The sequence below is a fragment of the Variovorax sp. P2_H12 genome (assembly GCF_056403395.1).
Genome location: NZ_JBFUFO010000037.1, coordinates 24231 through 43023, shown reverse-complemented (window position 1 = coordinate 43023; position 18793 = coordinate 24231). Strand labels below are relative to the sequence as shown.

Below are 18793 nucleotides of genomic sequence, written 5' to 3'. Positions count from 1 at the left end.
ATACTGGACCCGGGGGACTGAAACGAGGAGTTGGGGCGATGCGGCGCGTGGCTGCCGTCCCGAAAGCGGCAGGGCGGATGGCGCTTTAGCGCTGACCGTCGTGCAAGTTGATGTCTTCCTTCGCCAGGCCACCCAGACGCGAGTGAATGCGACCACCGGTTCCCATGACCAATGCGAAGAGGATCTCCCGCGGTCTCGGTGCATCCTGGATACCGATCTCCATGCTGTTGTAGTGGCTCCGTACGTATGACGCGTGGATGTTGTGCAAAGGCACCATGAGGCGGTAGCCGGTCCCCGCGACCGCTTTCGCGGCCGGCACCATCGCCTTGGGCTCTCCAAGGACAGCGCGCATCGCCCAGCCACCGGCCTCGTGCCACACCGCGCCGTGTTCCATTTCTCCATCGACGCCGACGATGGCTGCCTTGCTGTAGACCTCCACGTTCTCCTTGCCCAGAGTGGCGACAAGTTCCTCGGCGAGGAGGGTGCCGAGCGTGCGCAGTTCCGCCATGAACGGCAGGAGATCAGGCTCGTAGCGACCGGCATAGGGATTGCGAATCACGGCGCACGACGCGGCCAACTTGAGTGGGGTAGGCGCCACCGGCCCACCTTCGTGATAGATGGTTTCGACGGTCAGACTCCGCTTGCGGATTTCGATCAGGGACATGGATGGGCTCTCTGTGGCGTGGAACGTACTGTATGCACGAACGGCAGTTTATGCACAAAATATCATTTCATACCTAGCGTTTCCCCTAGTCCGTTTTGGAGCCGATGGGTTTGCATGTTATGCGTCTTTGTGCATAAAATGAGGCTATGAACTCTTCCAGCACCAGCGCACCCGATTCCTCGAGCCCTTTGTCGGAGCAGGCTTTTCGGAGCCTTCGACATGACGTGCTTGTCGGAACCTTTGAAGCCGGCAGTAAGCTCAAATTGGACGAACTGCAAGGGCTTTACGGCTTTTCCAGTAGTCCGTTGCGCGAGGCCCTCAGCCGCCTCACGCAGGAAGGTCTGGTTCGAGCGGATGAACGACGCGGGTTCCGCGTCGCTCCGATTTCTTCGGAGGATTTGAACGACATCACCCACATGAGGCTCATGCTGGATGTCCAGGCGCTGCGCAGCGCCATCGAATCGGGCGACGATGAGTGGGAGGGGGCGATCGTCGCCGCGTTTCATCGACTGGAAAAGGTCGAATCGCGCTTGAGCGACGGCCCTGCCATCCTGGACGACGAGTGGAGCGAAGTACACCGCAACTTTCATTCGGCATTGATCGCCGCCTGTACATCGGAACGGCAACGCATGTGGAGTGCCAGCCTCTTCGATCAGGCCGAGCGCTACCGGCGGTTTTCTGCGCGCCACCGACTGGCGGGCCGCCGCAAATCCAACGAGCATCGGAAGATCATGGATGCAACGCTGCGTCGGGATACCGAGACGGCTTGCGCGCTGCTCGGTGAGCACATCTTGAGCACGCAGCGCAATGTAGAGGCCGCGATGCTTCGAGCCGCTGGCGCCTGACTTTCTTCGCGCCACTTTGGCGCGCCAGACCCGTCACTAGGAGAACCTTATGCTTAAGGTCAGCCGACCTACGCCTTCGCACTTTGGAATCTACGTGACCGACCTCGACAAGATGGTCGCGTTCTACACCCAAGTGTTCGATCTGACCATCACGGATACGGGCGTCGGCAAGACGTTCAAGAACAAGTTGGTCTTCACGAGCGCCAGCCCTGACCAGCACCATCAGCTGGTGATCGCTTCAGGTCGACCCGCTGACGTCAAGTTCAGCACGGTCATGCAATTGTCCTTCGCCGTCCCCAGCATCCAGTCGATGCGCGACATCTGGGCCAAGGCTGAATCCCGGGGCGCAACCGAGATCCGGGGACTCAACCATGGCAACGCGTTGTCAGTCTACATGCTCGATCCGGAAGGAAACATGGTCGAGATCTACGTGGATACGCCCTTCTATGTCGAACAGCCGCATGGCGATCCACTGGATCTGTCCAAGTCTGACGAAGAGATCCTGCGCGAAACCGAAACCATCTGCCGCCGGGACCCGACTTTCAAGACCTTGGCCGATTGGCAGGCCGACTTCCTGAGCCGCGCACCCTTTCCGAGCGTGTGACCTAAACACTTCTCCTTTTTGAAACGGAATCCACATGAAACTCCTCTCTTTCGTCAATCAAGGCCGCGAAACGTGGGGCGCCGTCGTAGGTGACGGAGTCGTCGATCTGGGCAAGTCAATGTCCGCTTACCCGACCTTGGCCGACTACATCGCGTCGGGCGAGTATCTGAAGGCCGCAGAGCATGTGAAGGGCAAAGCAGTTGATGCCAAGCTCGCGGACATCACCTACCTGCCTGTCATCCCGCGACCCGAGAAGATTGTCTGCGCTGTTCGTAACTATATGGACCATCACCAAGAGGTCCTGGCAGCCGGCATGAATCGCGAACTATCGGAACAACCCCCGATCTTTCTGAGGGTGTGGCGTTCGCAGGTCGCGCACAACCAGGCGATCGTTAGACCGCACGTCTCAGAGTCGCTCGACTGGGAAGGCGAGCTTGCCGTGATCATTGGGAAGGGTGGCCGAAACATCCCCGAGGACAAGGCCTACGAACACGTCGCCGGATACTCCTGCTACAACGACGCGAGCATTCGCGAGTGGCAGTTTCACGCGAAGCAGATCGCCTCTGGCAAGAACTTCGAAAGCACGGGCGGCTTCGGGCCTTGGATGGTCACTGCCGACGAGATTGAACCAGGCCGTGAACTGAAGCTCGAGGTGCGCTTGAACGGTGAAACGATCCAGTCGAGTCATACGGGACACATGATCTTCAGCATTCCGAAGTTGATCAACTACGCGTCCACGATCTTCACCCTGACGCCTGGAGACGTCATCGCCACGGGTACCCCGGCGGGTGTGGGCTGGAGCAAGAAGCCGCCGCGCTTCATGAAGCCCGGCGACGTTTGCGAGGTAGAGATCGAGGGCGTTGGGCTCCTCAGGAATCCGATCGTCCAACAAGACTGATGGCACTGTCTACGCAACGAGTGTTCGATGCACCGGCCCGCTTCGAAGAGCCATCAGCCGATGGCTCTTCGCTCTTCTGGTCTGGCTTTTCGCATTTCAAGCATGGTGAAGCTGCATGGAACAACACGACAACCTCATCAACGGTGAATGGCGCGCGGCTGCCAGCTACAGCCCGAACGTCAATCCGAGCAACCTGGGCGACGTGCTGGGCCAGTACGCGCAAGGCGACGCGAGCCAGGTGGATGCCGCGGCCACGGCGGCCACGGCCGCCTTCCGGCTTGGTCGACCGGCGGCATCCAGGCGCGCTCCGAGGCGCTGGACAAGATCGGCAACGAGATCCTGGCGCGCAAGGAGGAGCTGGGCACGCTGCTGGCGCGCGAAGAGCGCAAGACCAAGGCCGAGGGCATCGGCGAAGCCACGCGCGCCGGCCAGATCTTCAAGTTCTTCGCCGGCGAATGCCTGCGCCTGTCGGGCGAGGTGCTGCCGTCGGTGCGCCCGGGCATCGGCATCGAGATCACGCGGGAGCCCGTGGTGGTCGGCCTGATCACGCCGTGGGATTTCCCGATCGCCATCCCGGCCTGGAAGATAGCCCCGGCGCTGGCCTTCGGCAACTGCGTGGTGATGAAGCCGGCCGATCTGGTGCCGGGATGCGCCTGGGCGCTGGCCGAGATCATCAGCCGCTCGGGCATTCCGGCGGGCGTGTTCAATCTCGTGATGGGCCGCGGTATCGCGGGTTCCGCTTTGAGCTACGCGCCGAACCCGCGCGCGGCGGCTATCAACCGATCGTCGTTCTTGTTCGAACTCCTGCGGATGAGAAAAAGACGCAACTACCCAACGACACCGAGGAAATTGTGTATGGGACGGAGGCGGAAGCGATCCGTCACGCAGAGCAACAGGCGATGCGCTGGGTTCATGACCAAACCGACGATGGGCAGGCCGAATTTTGAGTAGCGCTCGCCGATAGGCGCGGCGGGAGGAGTTGAGCGAGGCACGCTTCATCGCCGGACCCTCCCGAACTCGATCACCAAGACCCAAGGGGTTTCGACGGCAGCCGTTTCCCAGTTCGGCCGCGTCGCCAACCGGCCCAAGAGGCGGCCTCGGGCGCGGCCAGCGTAGCTGACGGCGTGGGAGCGCTGCTGCACGAGCACCGCAAATTGATGCTCGTCCATCTGGACGAAGAAGACTCCCTGCTGCATTCGCAGACAGCCGCGCACCTGACGGGCGAAGAATGGGCGGCGGCGGCATCCTCGATCCCAGTGGCCATGGGCCAAGCCAAGGCTTGATTCCGGGTGCGGTGCCGGTCGTCCGCGTATTTGGGGACCACCCGCGTGGCTATAGCCTAGCCCAGAGAACGCGCTGCTCAACCTCTGCATCAGCCCGCGCGACGGCGCGAAGTTCCCGTTGGTTTGCTATCTGAAAACCCTGGCGACTGACCAGCGGGTTGTTCTTCTGCTGGCTGGGTTCTCCTGGAAAGGTCGCATGTGCAGCAGGGGGAGCCTCCGTTCGCACGCAAAGGGCAATGACTCAGTTCGGCCATGAGCCGTCGAACATGGCGCCATCAGCGTCGGCTTGCGTTTGCATTGCGGTCGAAGAAGAGAGAGCCGGGGCGTTGCCGCCGCCCCTTTCGCTAGTCTCTCGCTCACTGCATTTCAGCAAGCGCCTCCTTGACGCCTTCCTCCCGTAGCGGAAAGTCGGCCCCTTCCAGATGCAGCGCAGCCTCCGCAGGCACCGGGGTCGCGCAATCCTTGTGGATCACGCCATCCTTCATCACGAGCTGGATCTTCGCCGGATCAGTCAGGAGCGAAAGGTCCTGGAGCGGATCGCCATCCACCAGCACGATGTCTGCCAGGAACCCCGCCTTCAACTGGCCGAGATCTTCCGGACGCAACATGATCTGGCCGCCTAGCTTCGTCGCTGCCAGCAATGCTTCCTTGGGTGTCATGCCGATGTAGTCCACGAAGTACTGCAGGTCATTGGCGTTGGTGCCGTGCGGCATCCACGCAAAGCCGTAGTCGCCGCCTGGGAGGATGCGGATGCCGCGCTGGTGCATCTTGCGCAGCGATGCCGAGGCGATCTCCAGCTCGCGCTTGTAGCCCATTTGCGTCGCGACGGCCTCGGTGATGCCGTACTCGGCGGCGTTGAAGGTTGTGCGGATGAGCCAGCCGATACCGGGGGCGACGAAGTGCTTGTCCTTGGCCGCCTCGAGCATGTCGAGCGCCTCTTCGTCCGCGAAGCTGGCATGGTAGACCATCTCGATGCCGTGGCGAACGCACTGTTTGACCGATTCGCTCGACCGCGCGTGCGCGGCCATGCGCTTGCCATAGCGCTTGGCTTCCTGCGCGAGCATCGCGACCTCTTCCTCCGCGAACGGTGACATCTCAGCCGGCAGGCCGGCAATGTATTCGCCGGACAAGTTGATCTTGAGGTGATCGACGCCGTACTTGATGAAGGTGCGCGCCGACCTGCGGATGTCTTCCGGTCCGCTGCAAACGCTGCCAAAGCTCAGTTCCTCGAACTTCATGTGCGGCAGCGTGTTGTCCCCCAGCGCGCCGATGGTGGTGATCTCCTGGCTGCCGGCGAGGTAGCGCGGTCCGGGGAATTCGCCGGCGTCGATCGCATTGCGCAGCACCACGTCAAGACGCGGCTTGGCTGCGGCAGCGCCGATGGCGGAGGTCCACCCCATGTCCAGATAGCGCTTGGCCACGCGCACGCACCACAGCGTGTGCTCCTCGGGAGGCATGAACTGGATGGCGGCCAGGCTCGGCTGATCGTTCCACGAGAAATGCGTGTGGGCCTCGGTCATGCCAGGCATGAGGAAGCGGCCCCGTCCGTCGATGACACGGGCGTCGTCGGTGCTCACGCGATTGGGCGCGCGAGTCACCTCGGCGATGCGCTTGCCTTCGACGAGCACGTCGCCGGTGTAGGTGTCTTCGCCCGTGCCGTCGAAGATGCGGACGTTTGTGAATGCGATGCGGGTCATGGCTTGTCTCCTCCGGCCCGTGGTGCCGGAAATGGATTGATGAAAGTTGCTGAGAAAGAAAGGAGATCAGCGCAGCGATGCGTAGAACAGCTCAAGTTCCTGCATGCAGCGTTGCGGCTTCTCGAAGGTGGGCCAGTGGCCGCAGCCATTGAAGACCACTTGCCGCGATCCGGTGATGCGCGCCGCCATGGCGGCCACGTTGGCAGGCGGCGCGACGCCGTCCTGGTCGCCGGTGACGAGCAAGGTCGGCACGCCGGCGATGCGCTCGATCTCCGCCGACTGTGCCGCGGCCAGGGCCTCGCAGCTCTGCGCATAGCCTTCGGGCGGTTGGCGCATCACGCTTTCGCGCACCAGCGCCAGCACGGCGGGCTCCTCGGCCTTCGTCTCCGGGCTGGTGGCACCCTTGACGACAGCGTTGGCAATTTCCTGCATCGCTGCGGCACCGCCGCGCGCCGCCGCGGCACGCGCCACGATGTTCGGCCGGGCTGCTTCGGGCGGCGCAACCAGCGGGCCGAACAGGGCGAGCGACTTGATCTTGCCGGGGTTGCGCACGGCCAGATGTTGCGCAACGACGGTGCCGAGCGAGTGCGCCATCACGTGTACCGACTCGACGCCCAGGCCGGCAAGCAAGGTTTCGAGCGATGCGGCATAGCGTTCGATCGACAACGGCTCCGCGAGCAGCGGCGAACGTGCGCTTCCAGGCAGGTCCGGGCGGATCACCTTGAAGTCTGACAAGGCAGTCAGCAACGGCGTCCAGGTGTTCGACGAACCGCCGAGTCCGTGAATGCACAGCAGTGCCTCTCCGTTGCCATCGATCTCGACGGCCAGCCCGTTTATGAGTTGTGTCGTCATCACGCTTCCCCTCAGACGAACTTGTTCTCGATCGCGCCCAGGCGATCAATCTCAATGCGCACCACATCGCCCGCCTTCAGATAGCGCGGCGGCGACATGCCCATGCCCACGCCCGCCGGCGTGCCCGTGGCGATGACATCGCCCGGATACAGCGTGATGCCGCGCGAAATGGTCTCGATCAGCGCCGGGATGTCGAAGATCATGCTCTCTGTCGGGCCGTCCTGCCGCAGCTCGCCGTTGACCCAGCAGCGCACGCGCGTCTTGGCGCCGTCGAACTCATCGGCGGTCACGATCCAAGGGCCCATCGGGCAAAAGGTGTCGAAGGACTTGCCCATGTCCCACTGGCTGTGGCGCACCTGTACGTCGCGAGCCGTCACGTCGTTGACGACCGTGTAGCCGAACACATGCTCCATCGCCGCGGCGCGCGTGATGTTCTTGCCGCCCTTGCCGATGACCACGGCGAGTTCGGCTTCGTAGTCGATCTGCGTCGAGATCTCGCTGGGGACTAGCACGTCGTCGTGTGGGCCGACCACGCATTCGGGCACCTTGGTGAAGACGATGGGCCACTCGTCGGTTTTCGCGCCGCTGTCCTTGAAGACGGAGGCCGAGAGTTCCTTGGCGTGGGCGTGGTAGTTGCGGCCGACGCACCAGAGGTTGCGCCTGGGCTTGGGCAGCGGCGCGTCCAGGGCGACATCCGCCACCTTGACGGCAGCGCCGGTCGCGATCGGCGCCACTGCGCCTTCGGCCATGGATTCGATGATGCTCAGGGCACCCACAGCCGCTTGCTGCGGCGTCAAGTCGAGCGGTTGAATGGTCATGCCGTCGTCGGAAACAAGTCCGACGCGGCGGGTGCCGTCGGCGATGTAAGTTGCGATGCGCATTTCAGTTTGCTCCTGCGATTTCTCTCTGCGGATTGCGGCTCCGGTCAAGGCGCCGCGGGGATGGAGCAACTTTAAAAACACGAGGCTTTTGGCGCTTATCGACGAATCTGGCGACGTATCAGGGAGTCCGGTGCAGAACTAGGTACTTACCCGGAATGCCGTCAAATCAGGGCTCTCCAGGGCAAACAATTGCACCGTCAGCTCACGTTGGAAGGATCTGAAAAGATGGCGGAGGCGTACGCGTTGCACGAGGGAGCTTTTGGCACCGCGATCGTTCTCGAATCGCGCGCCAGCCTGGTGTCGCACGCCCATTCCGAATCGCAACTGGCGCTGTGGCTCGGTGGGAATCGCGCCGTCGCAAACGTGGGCGCCGAGGTCGTTCCCTACGGCGAGAACATCGCGCTCGGCGTCAACGCGTTCGAGGCGCATGACATGGTGATGAAGGGCAAGGGCGCGTGCCTCTTCCTCGTCTTCATGATCTCCAAGCAGTGGCTGGACGCGCTGGGCAGCGCAACCGGACGCAACTTCCGATTTCCTTCGCCGCGCGTTCCCATCAGCTCCGCAATGCGCCGCTCATGCTGGCGGGTGCTCGATCTCATTATCTCCGCCGACAAGTCGCGCCCGGCCATCGACGACGAAGTGGAGCGGCTTCTAGAGGCGGCCATAGCGGCCTCGACCCCCGGCGGCACCGAATCGCCTGGGAGTCCCGTGGGTGTGATGCTTGACCATCGGCTGCGCAGCGCCATTGCCCACATGCGTGAGCACGTTGCCGAAATCACGACCATCGATGAGATCGCGGCGAAAGTTGGACTATCGCGCGCGCACTTCTTTGCACTTTTTCGCGATCAGCTCAACACGACACCTCAGGTGTTCTGGAGCGGCGTGCGGGTTGAGGAAGCCATGCGCCGCGTTGCCGAAGGCGGCGCGCTGACCGAGGTCGCGATGGATCTCGGGTTTTCAGCGCCGGGCAATTTTTCGCGCTTCTTCAAAGAGCACACCGGCGTCTCGCCGTCGATCTTCAAGCGGGCGGCGCGCGACCCGTCGCCTGTGACCGTTACCGGCGTCCCCAGGGAGCAGTTCTAGGGCTGTCGGCTTGGGATCGACGCCTGTGTACACCGGCTGCAGCGGCAATCCAGGTGAGCTGGAAGAGGGCGCTGCGGATTTGTGGCGCGATCCGCGGCTGCGCCCGATGTCGCTGGCGAAGGCTGCGGTCGATTGGCTCAGGCCCGTGGCGACAGACCCACATCAGGGGAGTAGTTCGACGGCTGGGCGAGGCTGATCTGCGGGAAGCGGCCCGAAGTCTGTAAACTTTGGAAACGAGGCGCCGCACGTACACTGCGCGCGCTTCGGCGTAAAAGATGACACGGTTCAACCCGGAAGTGTTTCGATGGGCGAGAGAAAGCGCCGGCCTTGAACCGGAGGATGCTGCACGGGCCATCGGCATCGCGCCGACATCACTCAAATTGATCGAGGGCGGCGAAAAGGAGCCCTCGCGTACGATGCTGGCGAACATGGCAAGGGCCTACCGCCGCTCCCTGCTGACCCTGTACCTACCAGCACCACCAAAGAAAGGCGACCGAGGCGAAGACTTCCGCACCGTCGTCGCAGAACGAAGCATAGAAGCGGAAGCTGACGTGGATGCGCTTGTGCGCGACCTCCGTGCGCGGCAAAGCCTCGTGCGCGCCGTCTTGGAAGATGATGAGGACGCGCGGCCGCTGGACTTCATCGGCACGGCAAGGATGGAAGCCGGCGTGCCGGCCCTTCGCGAAGGAATCGAGAAGCTGCTGGGCGTCACCCGCACGGAGTACCGGGCGCAAAAGGATGCGGACGGCGCCTTCAATTTGCTGCGCGACAAGGCGGAACGGGCCGGGGTATTCGTGCTGCTCGTCGGCAACCTTGGAAGTCATCATTCGACCATTCCGGTCGGGGCGTTCCGTGGCTTCGCGATAGCCGATCCCCTGGCCCCCTTCATCGTCATCAACGACGGCGACGCGAAGGCGGCCTGGTCCTTCACGCTGCTGCACGAGCTTGCGCACCTATTCCTCGGTGCCACGGGCGTCAGCGGAGGCGGCGTGCCCGAGATGAAGATCGAGAAATTCTGCAACGACGCGGCCGGTGAATTCCTGTTGCCGCGCGCAGATTTGGAGGCGATCAATCTTGCCGGCCTCGACGTGAACGCGCAGATCGCGACCATTTCGGAGCATGCCGATCGCTGGCGTGTAAGCCGACAGATGGTCGCCTACAGCCTTTGCAAGGCCGGGCACTTGTCGCTCGACGACTGGAAGGCGCTGTCTGGTGAAATTCACTCGCGCTGGATCGCTGAGAAGCGTCGAGAGAAGGACATCGCCAAGATGAAGAAGAGCAGCGGCCCGAGCTACTACGTCGTGCGGCGTCACCGCTTGGGCTCCGCTATGCTCAATTTCGCGCACCACGCCATGGATGCGGGAACGCTTTCGCCGGTCAAGGCCGCCAAGGTGCTCGGGGTCAGGCCCCGCAGCGTCTACCCATTGCTGGCTGCTGCCTGATCGGCCCCTTGATGCTCTATCTGCTTGACGCGAGCGTGCTTATCACGGCCCACAATTCGTACTACCCGGTTGACAGCGTGCCCGAGTATTGGGAGTGGCTCGCGTATCAGGGCGAGCAAGGTCGGGTGAAGATGCCGTTCGAAATCTTCGAGGAAGTCAAGGACGGTCCCGACGATGCTGACAAGGATTTGCTCTTCGCGTGGCTGCAAGAGGACGCCCATAAGAAGGCGCTGCTGTTGAACGACGCGGTAGACCCGGGGCTTGTGCAGAGTGTCCTCACGCAAGGCTACGCGCCCGATCTCACTGACGATGAAGTCGAACAGATCGGCCGAGATCCATTTCTGACTGCCTACGCACTGTCCGACAAAGGAAAACGGTGCGTCGTAACGGTCGAAACCTCCAAGCCTAAGAAGCAGCGCCACAAGCGCAAGCTCCCCGACGTGTGCAACTCCTTCGGGCAGGACTGGTGCGACCCGTTCTGGTTCAATCGCGCGCTTGGCTTCAGCACCCAGTGGAAGCAAAAAATCGGCAAGTGACCCCGACCTGCTGCACAACTCGGCAGGCCGACTGCGCCTCAATCGAACAGGTTGTCTCGTGACGACGCTTGCCGCTTGGCCCTCGGCCCTCTCCGAGTGTTGATCGCCGCACTGAAACGGCCGATCCGCTTCTCGTACCCGACATACAACTCGCGCAGGGCCAACTCCAAGATGTCGAAGGCGTCGAACAGATCGTCGCGGCACAGTTTGTCCGTGTGGCTGCCGGCATGTTCACGGAACCTCCGACGGAATGCAGGGGTCCATTATGGAGTCACGCTTCGACGGCCTGTCGTATTGCCTCTACGGATCGTGGCATTCTATTCTCCGCTCGAAGAGCAAGCCTAGGGCCGATGTGGAGGATTCGGGAGAGAAGATTCTTCTTAAATAATTTTTGACCGGGGTTCTTCAGATAAAACTCTTTTGCCGCCAACAACAGGGCTTGCGCATACTGGAGATCTCGAGCCTTCCAATCAACGTTGCGACCGTGCTTCGCTGAGTATCCAGCGTGTGCCCTTGCCTCCCCAATGTAGGCTTTATAGTGAATGATCAGCCATTTGTAGGCTTGCGGTGCAAGCTTGCGCGCGGTCTGGCCAGTCAAAGCAGATTGTTCTAGTGCCGCGCTCCATTGTTGGCATGCAATTCTCTTAAAACTATCTTTTCGAGACTCCAACCAGAAGTGCCGCATTTCCGGGATTAGCTTAAAAAAGGCGCGGACGGTTCCTGGCTTCAGCTTGATGCAGCACTCAATTTCGGTCTGCTGCAGGCCTGCTTGGCAGAGTTCTACCAACTCTGCGCAAACTTTGGGCACAAACTTCCCGCTGCGACCCACGCTAAGCTTGGCGGCCCAAGTCTTTGGTTTCCAAAGGCGAGCCCCAATGCTATCCGCTGCATCTTTCAGCGAAGAGCCGCTGTGCACTAGTTGAAGGAACTTCGCTGTGCGCACGCTAAAGGCAGGTTGTGGGCAGTCATCTTTGACGGCCGTCATATTCTCTGTTCTGGTCGAAACCGACCGTCGATCGCCTGTAGTCCAGCTATTGTAGAGCACTATAAACGAACGCCAGTCCTCGAATAGCCAGGCAATCACTAGTGCGTGATTGAATGGATGCCGTGGATGCGTCGCCTTGACGCGAGCAAAGCGACGAAGAAAGCCGGTACAACCATCCAGAGTGGAAATGAGTCTTCCCAGGGTAGCAAGAGAACTCCAGGGACTAGCAAACTGCTTGAATGATCGGGCTGCAGCTTGGTAATCTATTTTACAATTAGCGTCCACCCATCCAACCCGGTCCATCTGGTAGAGGTAAACGTCGCGCAATCGTTCCAGATTGAAAGAGAATTCCGCGCGAAGTTCGAACAATTCGGTGCATATCATTGATACGGTCAATACCGCCTTCTCTCCCTTGATTGGGAGGAGAGGGATGCCAGGGGCAAAGACAGAGGAACGACGCAGATCCATTGGGAGGATCCAACGCGGCTGTATCTCTCGATCCATATGGAACTCAAGAAGAGGGCGCTCGTGTTCGACACATCGATAGACGCCGGGAAGTTGATGCACCACATGCCAGTGCGCCACTCCGCGTTTCTCGGAATCTTCGCGCATGCATTCAGGGCACGCTCTCAATGGATTGCCATGCGGGACACTTGAGGCGCCGAGGCCCAGTAGACCGTGGAGCCTTTCAGCATGCCCCGCGCGGAACTCTGTGAGCAATTGCTGCCGGTTGCGCGCCCCCATAAAGGGCAGAAAGATGGGAAGGACGGTGTGCTTTTGGACTAGATCATCCAGTGTTCCAAAGCGCTTGTTTGCACGATTAACAAGCGCATCGATCGAACTTGGAAAGTCGTGAGCGCCACCTGCATCTACATCTCCGAAGAGCGTCTCGCACGTCGTGGCCGGCGAGAAACTCCCGGAAAGTCTATGGTGCCTCGAGCAAAGACTATAGACAGTCTCTCCTTTGAGGAGCCGAACAAGTAGTTGATGGCCGTTCGATGCCTTTCGAATAGGTTCTGCGGAATTCATGGAACGCTCCAAAAGGCTGACTTCGCTGCGCGGTGGGCTTGTCGAGAAAGCGTTGCTCAACAGACAGTTGCACGGCACCGGCCGAACTTTGTTTATGTTGAGGACCGCACAACGCCTCCTGCCGGTGTGCTCCCGGGCGTCGGTCTCCTTTTGAACCGAGCGGCAAGGCATTTGCCGGGATCTGGTCCTTCCTCACTGTGATCAGTCCTGCGCTGGGACTCGGTGCTGTATCTGACTTTCTGGCTCTGGAGGCTGACGCGCGCAGTAGGCGGACCATTTTGCTTCCGCGGAACCTTATTGTGGATCAGTAGCGGCTCGAAACTCTCTTTTTGCCAGAGACCTTCAGACCCCATCGACTTTTTCCCGATGCCCAACTGATTGTCGGCCTGCGACGATCTTTATTGTGATCGACGAACTTTATTCTGCCCATACACGCCTTTGTGGCGGTCGCCGAACATCGGAGCATTCGCGCCGCCGCGCGCGCGCTTTTCATTTCCCAGCCCGCAGTGACGCGCACCATGCGCGAACTCGAGTCCGAGCTCGATGTGCCGCTGCTACGGCGCAGTGTCGCGGGCGTCGAGCTCACCGAGGCGGGCCTGGCCTTCCAGGCGCGCGCGCACCTGATCCTCGAGGAACTGCGCCGTGCCCGCGACGAGCTGGCCTACATGAAGGCCGGAGGTCACGGCCGCGTGACGGCGGCCCTGACATCGACCATCGGGCTCACGCTCCTGCCTGATGCGCTGAAGGCTTTCGGTCGCCGCATGCCGCAAGCCCAGGTCGGCATCACCGAGGATGCGCCGCCGGTCGCGCTGCAAAAGCTCAAGAACGGCACGCTCGACTTCGTCGTTGCGAACACGCTCGAAGGCAGCCTGCCCGACGATTTCATCCAGCAGCCTCTCTTCCTCATGCAGCTCGTCGTCGGTGCGAGAGGCGACCACCCGATGGCCGCAGCGCGGTCGCTGCGCGAGTTGCAGGAGCAGGATTGGGTGGTCCCCTCGCTGAACCGGGACTTCTTCTCCCGCCTGTTCATTTCACAGGGGCTGGAGGTACCGCCGCGCATGCTGGCCTGCGAATCCTTCGCCATTGCCGTGCACCTGCTTGGGAAGATGGATCTGCTCGGACTGTTCTCCAGCGCCGTGATCGAGCAGGAGCTCCTGCCGCGCGGCCTGCAGGCCCTTCATCTGCGCGAGCGCCTTCCCCCGGTCGAGGTGAGCATCGTGACGCTGCGCCAGGGTCGCCTGACGCCTGCGGCCCAGTGTCTCGTGGAGTGCCTGCAATCGGTTCCGCCACCGCGTGGGTTGAAGCGCGCTCGCTGAATACGCAGGGCCCACCGATCTACTCCGGCTGGTAGTCGATCGACTTCAGCAGCTTGGCCTGCTCCTGGTAGGCCTGCTTCAAGTCGGTCATCATCTCGTCCGACGTGACGGCTCCGCCCGCTTCCATGCCCATGGCCTTGACGCGGTTCTGCACCGACTCCTGCTTGAAATAGGCCAGCGTCACTTCGCGGATTTTCTGCTGGATGGCCGGCGGCGCATCCGGGCGGGACCAGACAGCGAACCAGCCTGCCTGCGCGAGCTGCGGGTAGCCGAACTCCTTGAAAGTGGGCACATCCGGCAGCTCGGCAATCCGTGTCGGGTAGTTCACCGCAAGCGCCTTGATCTTGCCGGCCTTGATCAGAGGCAAGGAGGTGGTCACCCCATCGAACATCAGGGGCACATGGCCGCCCATGAGATCGGTCAGCGCCTGGGGCGAGCCTTTGTATCCGACATGCTTCATCTGCACATGCGCGAGTTGCCCGAGCAGCATGCCCGAGGTGTGGCCCTTCATTCCCGTCGCATAGGAGGCGAAGATGAGTCCGTCCTTTTGCGATTTGCCGTATTCCACCAATTGCTGCAAATTGGAAACGGGCAGATCCTTGTTGGCGACCAGCACCAGTCCGGTGCGGCTGAGCTGGGCCAGCGGCTTCAGGTCCGAGAATGGCTTGTAGCTGACCTTGTAGGCCAGCGGGGTTTCGCTCACCACGCCGCCCTGGATGACCAGGAAGGTGTGGCCATCCTTGCCGGTGGACAACAGGTCGCTGATCGCCAGCGCGCCGGCGGCACCGGGCTTGGATTCCACGATGACCGGCTTGCTCAATGCCTGCTGCAGCCCTTCGGCCAGCAGCCGGGCCAGCGCGTCGGCACTGCCGCCGGCAGGCCCACCCACCACCAGACGGATCGGCTTGCTGGGCCATGCCTCCTGCGCCTGCGCGACGGGCATCCAAGCCACGATCCCGATACCGGCCGCCAGGGCGAATCCACGCCACCAGAAGTTGTCCTGCTTGTTCATGTCTGTCTCCTTCGATTGCTGTGCTTTGCGCGCTTAGAAAGGCTTGTCGCCGATGATGGCCGTGCGCTCCATCTTTCGGGGCGCCGGCCAGTAGTCCTGGACCGCGTAGTGCTGCGTGCAGCGGTTGTCCCACATGGCCACACTGTTGGGCTTCCAGCGGAAACGAACCTGGTACTCGGGAATGGCTGCCTGGCTGGTCAGGTAATTGAGCAGCAGGCTGGCGCCCGGCGTCTTGTCCTGGCCGTAGCGCACGTTGTCCGGCGTGTGGTAGTTCGCGAAATGGGTGGCGAAGCCACAGACGTACAGGATCTTCTCCCCTGTTTCCGGGTGGGTGCGCACCACCGGATGCTCCACCATCGGATGCTCCATCCCGAGCGCCCGGCGCTTGGCCTCCGGCATGGCGGCGCCGAACGAGTGCTCGATGCTGCACTTCACCTTCAGGCCGTCGATCTTCTTCTTGATGTCGTCGGGCAGGTTGTTGTAGGCCTCCACCATGTTGACCCAGAGGGTGTCTCCCCCGACCGGCGGGCATTCGATGCAGCGCAGCACGCCCCCCATGGGCGGCGCGTCGCGCCACTGGCCATCGGTGTGAAAGCTGTTCTCGTAGTTCTCGCGCTTGTCGCTTCGGTAGATCTGGACCAGTCCGGGATGGTCCGGGTCGCTGCCGGCCACGGGATGGTCTTCCAGCTCCCCGAAATGGCGGGCAAAGGCCACATGCTCGGCCCGCGTGATGTCCTGGTCGCGAAAGAAAAGCACCTTGTGTTGCAGCAGCAAGGCCTTGATCTCGTTGGCCAGGCCGAGGTCGCGCGACGCTTCGCCCAGGTGCACGCCCGATACTTCCGCACCGATGGTGCACGTCAGTTGTTCGACTTTCATTGCCTGCTCCTCAGAGGGTGAAGACCGATGCGCCCACGGTCTTGCGGGATTCGAGATCGCGGTGCGCTTCGGCGGCCGCCGCCAGCGCGTAGCGCTTCTGGATGTCGATGCGAAGGCGCCCGGCCGCCACATGGTCGAAAAGCTCCGCCAGAAGCGCCTGCTTTTCCACGGGGTCGGCGATGTAGTCCGCCAGCGCCGGCCGCGTGAGGAACAGCGAGCCCTTGCGCGCCAGGATCTGGGGGTCGAACGGCGGTATCGTGCCGGAGGCGGTGCCGACGCAGACCATCAGGCCACGGCGCTGGAGGGAGTCGAGGGACGCCTCGAAGGTGTCCTTGCCGACGCTGTCGAACACCACGCTCACGCCCACGCCGTCGGTCAGTGCGCGCACGCGCTGGGCCACGTTCTCATGGCTGTAGTTGATGACGTGGTCACAGCCATGGGCGCGTGCCACTTCGGCCTTGGCATCGGTCGACACCGTCCCGATCACGGTGAGCCCGAGCAGCTTCGCCCACTGGGTGACGATCAGCCCGACGCCTCCGGCCGCCGCATGCAGCAGGATCGTCTCGTTGCCGCTGAAGGCGTGGATGCGACGCATCAGATAGGCCGCCGTCAGCCCCCGCATGGTGATGCATGCGGCCGTCTCGAAGTCGATGGCGTCCGGCAGCTTGATCAGAGCGTTGGCCGGAATCAGTCGCTCGGTGCTGTAGGCGCCCAGCGTGTTGACGAAGCCGGTGTAGGTCACGCGGTCACCGACGGCCACGTTGTCCACGCCCTCGCCGATCGCGGCCACGACTCCCGCGCCCTCCACCCCGATGCCGCTGGGCAGCGGCACCGGATAGATGCCGGTACGGAAATACGTGTCGGCGTAGTTCAGGCCTGCCGCTTTTTGCTGCAGGAGCACCTGGCCCGGCCCGGGCTCGCCCACGTCGACGTCCCGCATGCGCAGGACCTCCGGGCCCCCTGTCTGCTCGAATCTGATCACCTGTGCCACTGCTGTCTCCTTGAAATCCGGTTGGACAAATTCTCGAATCACACGCAGCCAACCCGCTTTACCGATCACGACAGGTTCTTGCCCAGTCGCGCCGCAAGGGGAAAACCCTGTCAGGGTCTGCACGCAGACTGCGGCACGCGCCGCGCAGCCTGGGGTACCCACACCATTGACCACTCGTGCGGCATTGATACGCTTGCCGTATGTTGAATCCCCTACCATTCCCCGGATGGGTTCAGGACAACCGCTGCGCTTTGAAACGCCCCTGCAGCAACTGGCCAAGGGGCCTGGACCTGCCACCATGACGCCCCGCATCCGAAGCATCAGCCTGAACAAGTACTCGAAAGTCGCGCAGGAGCTCGGCATCGATCCGATGCGCATGCTCCGGCAGGCCGGCCTGGACCACAGCTGCCTGAACTCACCCGACCTGCTGGTGCCCGAGACAGCCTTCGCCCAACTGCTGGAAGCCTCTTCCGCGCAAGCCGGCAACGCATCGCTCGGATTGCTCATGGGTTCGTGCTGGCGGCTGTCGGACTTCGGGCAGATCAGCCTGCTGCTGCAGCACCAGGCCAGCCTGGCCACCCTGCTGCAAACGCTCAAGGACTACCACCACCTGATCAGCACCACCATCACCACGGAAACCGTGACACAGGGGCGGCTGTCCATCATCCAGCTGCAGCTGGACACCGAACGGGAGACGCCGGGGCGCCACCCCATGGAGCTGGGCATCACGGCCTTGCTGAGCCTGTGCCGCCACCAACTGGGCAAGGACTGGAACCCGGTCGGCGTGCATTTCTCGCACGCGCCTCCCACCAGCACGGCCCATCACCGTCGGGTGCTCGGCAACGAGATCGTGTTTGAGTCGGACTTCGACGGCATCGTGGTGTCCCACCAGGACCTGCAGCTTCTCGACCCGGAGCACGACAGCGGCATGGAGCGGCATGCCCGGTTCCTGATGGACATGCACGCCCCCAGCCAATCCCCGAAGTCCATCGAGCAGCAGGTGCGAAGCGCCATCCAGTCCTTGTTGCCGCACGGCCGCCACAGCATCGCCCAGGTGGCCAGCGCACTGGGCTGCACGTCACGCTCCCTCCAGCGCCAGCTGGAGAACAACCGCACCAGCTTTCAGGACACGCTGGACGCCGTTCGCAGCCAGGCCGCCATCCGCGCCCTGAAGAACCCGCAGCTCTCGGTCAGCGAGGCCGCCTCGCTGGCCGGCTTTGCGGAAAACAGCTCTTTCACCCGCTGGTTCATCAAGCATTTCGACCAAAGCCCGAGCAGCTGGCGGCAGCAGTACCTTCCCCGGCCGCTCTCCTAGGGAAGGTCTGCTGCCGCTCATTTGTGAGGGTGCCAAGGCGTCATGGTCGGGGTTGGCCTGCCAGATCCCGCTCGCGGCGGCAACGCAGATCCGTCATGCGAACAACCTGAGGGGCAGCGTCGATCGAAGCGCCGATCGCCTCGACGGCGCCCCATCGGTTGATCGTCAGCTCGATGCCATATTTGTCTTGCCACAGCTTGCCCATGGCCCGCTCGATGCAGCGTTGAACGTCAAGGTAGCGTTCGGCCATCTCGGCGGAGGTGCCGACTTCAGCAAGGGAGAAAGACGAAAGCAGCGTGAGGCACGCGCAGACAAACATGCGGGTCAACATAAGATTTCAGTACAGGTCGAGAAGCGGCAATGGAGCATTCGTGAGTTTCGAACAACGACGGGAAGTTCCCGTTCGACTACACGTCGGACGAGCAAAGCTGTTCACAGAAGTTGCCCATTCGACAGATTGATGATGGGCTGGATTGACATGGAC

General features: G+C 62.2%; 18 protein-coding genes and 1 pseudogene. 10 read left to right on the top strand and 9 right to left on the bottom strand.

What is annotated here, in order from left to right; translation table 11 throughout:
• Nucleotides 1-85 precede the first annotated feature (85 nt).
• The gene (locus AC1DYK_RS26395) at nt 86-664 is read right to left on the bottom strand and encodes an amino acid synthesis family protein (RefSeq protein ID WP_478168993.1); all 579 of its coding nucleotides are present in this window, start codon (nt 662-664) and stop codon (nt 86-88) included.
• Between the two features lie 146 nt (nt 665-810).
• Between AC1DYK_RS26395 and AC1DYK_RS26390 the strand changes: the two genes are divergently transcribed.
• The 5 genes and pseudogenes from AC1DYK_RS26390 to AC1DYK_RS26370 all read left to right on the top strand — a co-directional run bounded on the left by AC1DYK_RS26390 (nt 811) and on the right by AC1DYK_RS26370 (nt 4294).
• Entirely contained in the window at nt 811-1509 is a 699-nt protein-coding gene (locus AC1DYK_RS26390) for an FCD domain-containing protein (protein WP_478168992.1), read from the top strand.
• Between the two features lie 49 nt (nt 1510-1558).
• Nucleotides 1559-2113 (top strand): VOC family protein, encoded by a 555-nt coding sequence (locus AC1DYK_RS26385; protein ID WP_478168991.1) that lies wholly within the window; start codon nt 1559-1561, stop codon nt 2111-2113.
• Nucleotides 2114-2147: 34 nt separating this feature from the next.
• Nucleotides 2148-3011: a fumarylacetoacetate hydrolase family protein gene (locus tag AC1DYK_RS26380; RefSeq protein ID WP_478168990.1), complete on the top strand. Its 864-nt coding sequence runs from the start codon at nt 2148-2150 to the stop codon at nt 3009-3011.
• Between the two features lie 115 nt (nt 3012-3126).
• A pseudogene (locus AC1DYK_RS26375) lies at nt 3127-3791 on the top strand (aldehyde dehydrogenase family protein); the annotation flags it as partial.
• Nucleotides 3792-4135: 344 nt separating this feature from the next.
• A complete protein-coding gene (locus AC1DYK_RS26370) occupies nt 4136-4294 on the top strand; it encodes a hypothetical protein (RefSeq protein WP_478168989.1) in 159 nt (52 codons plus the stop codon).
• Nucleotides 4295-4650: 356 nt separating this feature from the next.
• Here the strand turns inward: AC1DYK_RS26370 and AC1DYK_RS26365 are convergent, their stop codons facing one another.
• The 3 genes from AC1DYK_RS26365 to AC1DYK_RS26355 form a co-directional block, all read right to left on the bottom strand.
• Entirely contained in the window at nt 4651-5991 is a 1341-nt protein-coding gene (locus AC1DYK_RS26365; RefSeq protein WP_478168988.1) for a metal-dependent hydrolase family protein, read from the bottom strand.
• Between the two features lie 66 nt (nt 5992-6057).
• Nucleotides 6058-6843 (bottom strand): alpha/beta fold hydrolase, encoded by a 786-nt coding sequence (locus AC1DYK_RS26360; protein WP_478168987.1) that lies wholly within the window; start codon nt 6841-6843, stop codon nt 6058-6060.
• 11 nt (nt 6844-6854) lie between these two features.
• Nucleotides 6855-7724, bottom strand: coding sequence for a fumarylacetoacetate hydrolase family protein (locus AC1DYK_RS26355; RefSeq protein WP_478168986.1), 870 nt, complete (start codon nt 7722-7724; stop codon nt 6855-6857).
• Nucleotides 7725-7949: 225 nt separating this feature from the next.
• Here AC1DYK_RS26355 and AC1DYK_RS26350 point away from each other — a divergent pair, with 225 nt between their 5' ends.
• The 3 genes from AC1DYK_RS26350 to AC1DYK_RS26340 all read left to right on the top strand — a co-directional run bounded on the left by AC1DYK_RS26350 (nt 7950) and on the right by AC1DYK_RS26340 (nt 10785).
• Nucleotides 7950-8807: a helix-turn-helix domain-containing protein gene (locus AC1DYK_RS26350; RefSeq protein ID WP_478168985.1), complete on the top strand. Its 858-nt coding sequence runs from the start codon at nt 7950-7952 to the stop codon at nt 8805-8807.
• Nucleotides 8808-9082: 275 nt separating this feature from the next.
• Nucleotides 9083-10249, top strand: a complete 1167-nt coding sequence (locus AC1DYK_RS26345) for an ImmA/IrrE family metallo-endopeptidase (protein ID WP_478168984.1) — start codon at nt 9083-9085, stop codon at nt 10247-10249.
• Between the two features lie 11 nt (nt 10250-10260).
• The gene (locus AC1DYK_RS26340) at nt 10261-10785 is read left to right on the top strand and encodes a DUF4411 family protein (RefSeq protein WP_478168983.1); all 525 of its coding nucleotides are present in this window, start codon (nt 10261-10263) and stop codon (nt 10783-10785) included.
• Between the two features lie 271 nt (nt 10786-11056).
• On the opposite strand, the gene AC1DYK_RS26335 is transcribed toward AC1DYK_RS26340, so the two are convergent.
• A complete protein-coding gene (locus tag AC1DYK_RS26335) occupies nt 11057-12799 on the bottom strand; it encodes a TnsD family Tn7-like transposition protein (protein WP_478168982.1) in 1743 nt (580 codons plus the stop codon).
• Between the two features lie 440 nt (nt 12800-13239).
• Here AC1DYK_RS26335 and AC1DYK_RS26330 point away from each other — a divergent pair, with 440 nt between their 5' ends.
• Nucleotides 13240-14115: a LysR substrate-binding domain-containing protein gene (locus AC1DYK_RS26330; protein WP_478168981.1), complete on the top strand. Its 876-nt coding sequence runs from the start codon at nt 13240-13242 to the stop codon at nt 14113-14115.
• Between the two features lie 19 nt (nt 14116-14134).
• On the opposite strand, the gene AC1DYK_RS26325 is transcribed toward AC1DYK_RS26330, so the two are convergent.
• The 3 genes from AC1DYK_RS26325 to AC1DYK_RS26315 are packed head-to-tail and all read right to left on the bottom strand — an operon-like array spanning nt 14135 to nt 16994.
• Nucleotides 14135-15127 (bottom strand): Bug family tripartite tricarboxylate transporter substrate binding protein, encoded by a 993-nt coding sequence (locus AC1DYK_RS26325; RefSeq protein ID WP_478168980.1) that lies wholly within the window; start codon nt 15125-15127, stop codon nt 14135-14137.
• Nucleotides 15128-15160: 33 nt separating this feature from the next.
• Nucleotides 15161-16003 carry a TauD/TfdA dioxygenase family protein gene (locus AC1DYK_RS26320; RefSeq protein WP_478168979.1) on the bottom strand — a complete coding sequence of 281 codons (843 nt, stop codon included), beginning with the start codon at nt 16001-16003 and terminating at the stop codon, nt 15161-15163.
• A 10-nt stretch (nt 16004-16013) separates the two neighbouring features.
• A complete protein-coding gene (locus tag AC1DYK_RS26315; RefSeq protein WP_478168978.1) occupies nt 16014-16994 on the bottom strand; it encodes a quinone oxidoreductase family protein in 981 nt (326 codons plus the stop codon).
• A 298-nt stretch (nt 16995-17292) separates the two neighbouring features.
• Here AC1DYK_RS26315 and AC1DYK_RS26310 point away from each other — a divergent pair, with 298 nt between their 5' ends.
• Nucleotides 17293-18309, top strand: a complete 1017-nt coding sequence (locus AC1DYK_RS26310; RefSeq protein ID WP_478168977.1) for an AraC family transcriptional regulator — start codon at nt 17293-17295, stop codon at nt 18307-18309.
• A gap of 40 nt (nt 18310-18349) precedes the next feature.
• On the opposite strand, the gene AC1DYK_RS26305 is transcribed toward AC1DYK_RS26310, so the two are convergent.
• The gene (locus AC1DYK_RS26305; RefSeq protein WP_478168976.1) at nt 18350-18640 is read right to left on the bottom strand and encodes a hypothetical protein; all 291 of its coding nucleotides are present in this window, start codon (nt 18638-18640) and stop codon (nt 18350-18352) included.
• Nucleotides 18641-18793 lie beyond the last annotated feature (153 nt).